Source organism: Candidatus Cloacimonadota bacterium, assembly GCA_011372345.1.
Taxonomy (GTDB): domain Bacteria; phylum Cloacimonadota; class Cloacimonadia; order Cloacimonadales; family TCS61; genus DRTC01.
Genome location: DRTC01000040.1, coordinates 1 through 4,273, shown reverse-complemented (window position 1 = coordinate 4,273; position 4,273 = coordinate 1). Strand labels below are relative to the sequence as shown.

At 33.1% G+C, this 4,273-nt stretch carries 4 protein-coding genes; 1 reads left to right on the top strand and 3 read right to left on the bottom strand.

Translation table 11 applies throughout. The features are described from left to right. The 3 genes from ENL20_00690 to ENL20_00680 all read right to left on the bottom strand — a co-directional run. Window positions 1-234 (bottom strand): TrkA family potassium uptake protein (locus tag ENL20_00690; GenBank protein HHE37078.1); only part of this gene is annotated, 234 nt, incomplete at its 3' end. A gap of 245 nt (window positions 235-479) precedes the next feature. After that, entirely contained in the window at window positions 480-2,177 is a 1,698-nt protein-coding gene (locus ENL20_00685; protein ID HHE37077.1) for a potassium transporter Trk, read from the bottom strand. Window positions 2,178-2,290: 113 nt separating this feature from the next. Then, the gene (locus tag ENL20_00680) at window positions 2,291-2,917 is read right to left on the bottom strand and encodes a nucleoside monophosphate kinase (protein ID HHE37076.1); all 627 of its coding nucleotides are present in this window, start codon (window positions 2,915-2,917) and stop codon (window positions 2,291-2,293) included. A 294-nt stretch (window positions 2,918-3,211) separates the two neighbouring features. Between ENL20_00680 and ENL20_00675 the strand changes: the two genes are divergently transcribed. Then, on the top strand, window positions 3,212-4,186 hold the full coding sequence (locus ENL20_00675; protein HHE37075.1) for an NAD(P)-dependent oxidoreductase: 975 nt from the start codon (window positions 3,212-3,214) through the stop codon (window positions 4,184-4,186). Window positions 4,187-4,273: the final 87 nt, after the last annotated feature.

Below are 4,273 nucleotides of genomic sequence, written 5' to 3'. Positions count from 1 at the left end.
TTCGATATTATTGCCGATTGCCAGAATAACTGCATCCACATCCTGGATTTTATTTATCTTGAGAGCTTTTTCGTTCGTGCTGTTCATATTGATCGCTACCGAAACATTTCCGCTGATCTCATCGATCAGTTTCTGATCTGTATCGATGGCAATTACTTCCGCTCCGTTTTCATATAAAGTTGTGGCAACTGTCATTCCGAGTTTACCCAGCCCAATAACAGCAAATTTAGCCATTTCTCCTCCATATAAAGCAACTTAGATTTCTTTTGTCATTCTGAAGACTCTCTAAAGGAATTCTTCCGAAGAATCTCCAATACTACTCATTATCAATGCTGTAAATCCTTCGAGAGAAGCTGTCCGACAGTTACAGGATAAGAATAACAAGAAATACTAATCACAAAATTCTTTCCTAATTACTTCGACTCATCGTTCTTTAAACCGAAAACACTTTCATAGATTATAAATATTCGGTCAACATTTTATCCGATACTTATCTTTTCTTCCGTAAAATGATAGTTTGTTTTAATTTTCGTTTCTGATATTGCAAAGATCAGGGTTAGTGGTCCGACTCTCCCTAAATACATTAATAAAATGATTATTATTTTCCCTAAATATGTTAAATTCGGCGTAATTCCCATTGACAGACCGACGGTTCCAAAAGCTGAAAAAGACTCGAATATGATTTTTTCAAACGGAAACGGTTCGATCAATAAAAGAATGAAGATCATGATAGATAACAGAAATAAAGAGGCAGCTATCAAAGCCATGATTTTCTTTATAATATCTTCTGCGACTTTCCTTTGAAAAATACTGACATCTTTATTTCCGCTGAACATCGCGATCAGGGATATAATAATGATCGCAAAAGTAGTTGTCTTAACACCTCCGCCAGTTGAACCGGGAGATGCTCCAATAAACATTAAAATATTGGAAATATAAACAGAAGCTCTACTCAAATTGGCATTATTGATCGTATTAAAACCAGCAGTTCTGGTTGTAACTGATTGAAAATATGAAGCATAAATTCTGTCAATAATGCTGAAACCTTTCATTTCGGAATTATATTCGGAAATAAAATAACCGACAAATCCGAGTATAATCAAAACGACAGTTGTTGATAAAACGATTTTTGAATGCAACGAAAGTCGAGTCAATTTGAGTTTATTAGAAATGATCTTTCTAATATCTACAATTACCGGGAAACCGATTCCACCGAAAATTATCAGAGTTGTGATCACGAAATTAATGTTCAAATTCGATCTGAAAGCCATAAAACTGTTAGAATAGAGACTGAATCCAGCATTACAAAAAGAAGAAACCGAATGGAAAATGGCGTGATATATGGCTTTTTGAGCGGTCCAGATCTCGCTTCTAAATGTAAAATAAAGTAGAATAGCTCCAATAAATTCAAAAAAGATAGTTACAAAGAAGATTCCTTTTATGAGAATGACCATGTTGATCTTATTTGATTCTCCCACCACATTTTGAATTAAATTCTCGCTTTTGAGTGAGAGTTTCTGCCCCAACATGATCGCAAAAGCACTCGATATTGTCATTATTCCCAAACCACCGATCTGGATCAATGATAAGATAATTAATTGACCGAACAAGGTGAAATGTGTTCCTGTATCATAAACGATCAATCCGGTAACGCAAGTGGCAGAAGTCGAAGTAAATAATGCTCCTAATAAAGAAGTAATCTTTCCCTCGGATGTTGCCGAAGGTAATAGAAGCAGTAATGTTCCAATAAAAATTACCAGAAGGAAACTGAATAAAACAAAAACAGGTGGATTTTCTGATAGTTTTTCAAATAATTTACCTTTATGTTGTTTAAGAGCAAGATTCTGGATGAGAATAAAAGTTTGTCTGCCCAACAGGTAAAACTGGAAAATCCTCTCGGATTCACTTACGCTTAATCCTAAAATAATGAAGAAAATATCCGGAAGGTAATTGAGTAGTTTTTTTAGGCTAAAACCGCGACTGAAAAGTCTTGTAATTAGATATAAAATAAGGGTAAAAATCGAGATATTAGTGTATAAACCAACAGTATCACTTTCAATTCTGATTATATTCATAAACAGAAACTGAATATTGAGGATCGCAAATAAATTCAGGATTATGAATACTATTCTTTCTAATGAGATAGAAAGCCGGACTATATTATTTGAAGGTTTCATTTTTTTCTTTTTTCTAATATCAACTTCGGAAAGTTGACTTACAAAACATCAACTTGACGATAAGATGGATATCAACTTAACGATGAAACTGATATCAACCTGGCAAGTTGATTTTACGATTTTTCGAGTTTGGAAATTATCTCTTTTTGGATTTCCTCTAATTTACGATCTGCATTTACTTTGATCAGCATATTTTTTTCTGCGAAAAGTTTAATTGCCCTACTTGTTTCATGGTGAAACTTTTCCAACCTTTTCTTAATTGCCAGTTCCGTATCATCTTTTCGTTGTATGATTTTACCTCCACATATATCACAAATTCCTTCAAGTTCTGGTTGATGATATAAAAGATTATAATCAGCTTTACAATTGCTGCAAATCCTCCGGGCAGAAACTCTTTTAATAGCCACTTCATCACTTAAATCTAATAAAATAACTTTATCAATCCGAATTTTCTTTAGAAGGAATTCCGCTTGTTCAAGATTGCGCGGAAATCCATCCAGGATAAATCCTTTTTCAGCTTTTGATAATGCATCTTCAATAATTTTAAAAACATATTTATCGGGAACCAATTCTCCTTTATCAGTAAAAGTTTGAGCAATCTTTCCCAACTCTGTCCGGTTTTTAATGTTTTCCCGAAAAAGATCTCCGGTTGTGATATGAGTCCAGCCAAATTTTTCCTGCAACAATTTGGCTTGCGTTCCTTTTCCGCTACCTTGACTTCCAATCAAAATTATATTCATTCAAACTCCAATTTAATATTTTTCTAAAATATTATTTAAAAAAAATCAGGGCTTTTTGAAGTCAAGTTTTTAAAAGTAAAACCTTGAAAAGGTTTCAAAGTATTTTCTTCCTGCTGAACCTTTTCAATGGTTTTTTCTCAATCTTTAACTAAACCGTTGAAAAGGTCTGTTTGAAAGAGTTCCTCTGTGGGAAACCGTTTTCAAGGTTAGAAAAACTTGCCAAATTTCAAAAATTTGGCAAGTTTCAATTAAGTTTTATTTGACCGATAAGTTATAATTTCTGAATTTACCTCAATGAAAAAAATCGTGATCACAGGAGCAAATGGATTCATCGGAAGTTTTTTAGCAAAAGAACTTCTTAAAAGAGATTTTGAGATAACTTGTCTCGTTAGACAAAACTCGGATATAATGCTGCTTCCATCTAACTGTAATCTCGTGCGAGTCGATTATCAAAACAAAGATCAATTGAAAAAATTACTGAAAAAAAACGAAGTGTTAATTCATACTGCTGCTCTGACTAAAGCAAAAAATTGGGCGGAATTCAAAAAAAACAACATTGATTTAACTGAATCTTTACTCGATATTTATAATTCCACAGCTTCCCTGAAACAATTTATCTTTTTGAGCAGTCAAGCAGTAAGCGGTCCTTCAAAAAAATTTGAATTTAAAAATGAAACCGACGAATGTCTTCCTATTTCAAAATATGGTAAAAGTAAGTTACTGGCAGAAGAATTGATCCAATCCAAAGCAAAAAAATCATGGACGATCATCCGTCCTGCTGCTGTTTTTGGTCCGGGTGACAAAGATTTCCTGACCTATTTCATACTGATAAAAAAACACATCTCTTTATTTGCGGGAAACAAAAACAAGCAGATCAGTCTGATCTATGTTCAGGATTTAGTGAATTTAATAATCAGCACTTTGGGTAATAAGAACGCTTTCAACGAGATATTTTTTGCCTCAGGTTTAGATGTTCGTTTGGAAGAATTTTCCCAAAACCTGGAAAAAGTTCTGCAAACTTCTTCCCTAAAAATCACGGTTCCTGATTTTTTACTCGATATTGTTGCGATTTTCTTTGAGTTTATTTCCCTCTTCAGCAAAAAAACTTCCTTATTAAATAGAGATAAAATCAAAGAAATGAAACAGGAATCCTGGCTTGTTTCCAATGAAAAAGCAAAAAGAATATTGAATTTTGAACCGGCAAAAAATTTATTGGACAATATAACTGCAACCTTTGAATGGTATAAAGAAAATAACTGGATCAAATAATGAAATTTAAAGTGAGTTTTAGAACTGATTTTTCTCTTATCATTTTTTTATTTCTCGCATTTTTAGCAACTACATTTCTCGATTCAC

Excerpts from the sequence above, each read along its gene's own strand:
- ENL20_00675 (HHE37075.1), top strand. The coding sequence starts at position 3,212 with ATGAAAAAAATCGTGATCACAGGAGCAAATGGATTCATCGGAAGTTTT.
- ENL20_00680 (HHE37076.1), bottom strand. The coding sequence starts at position 2,917 with ATGAATATAATTTTGATTGGAAGTCAAGGTAGCGGAAAAGGAACGCAA.
- ENL20_00685 (HHE37077.1), bottom strand. The coding sequence starts at position 2,177 with ATGAAACCTTCAAATAATATAGTCCGGCTTTCTATCTCATTAGAAAGA.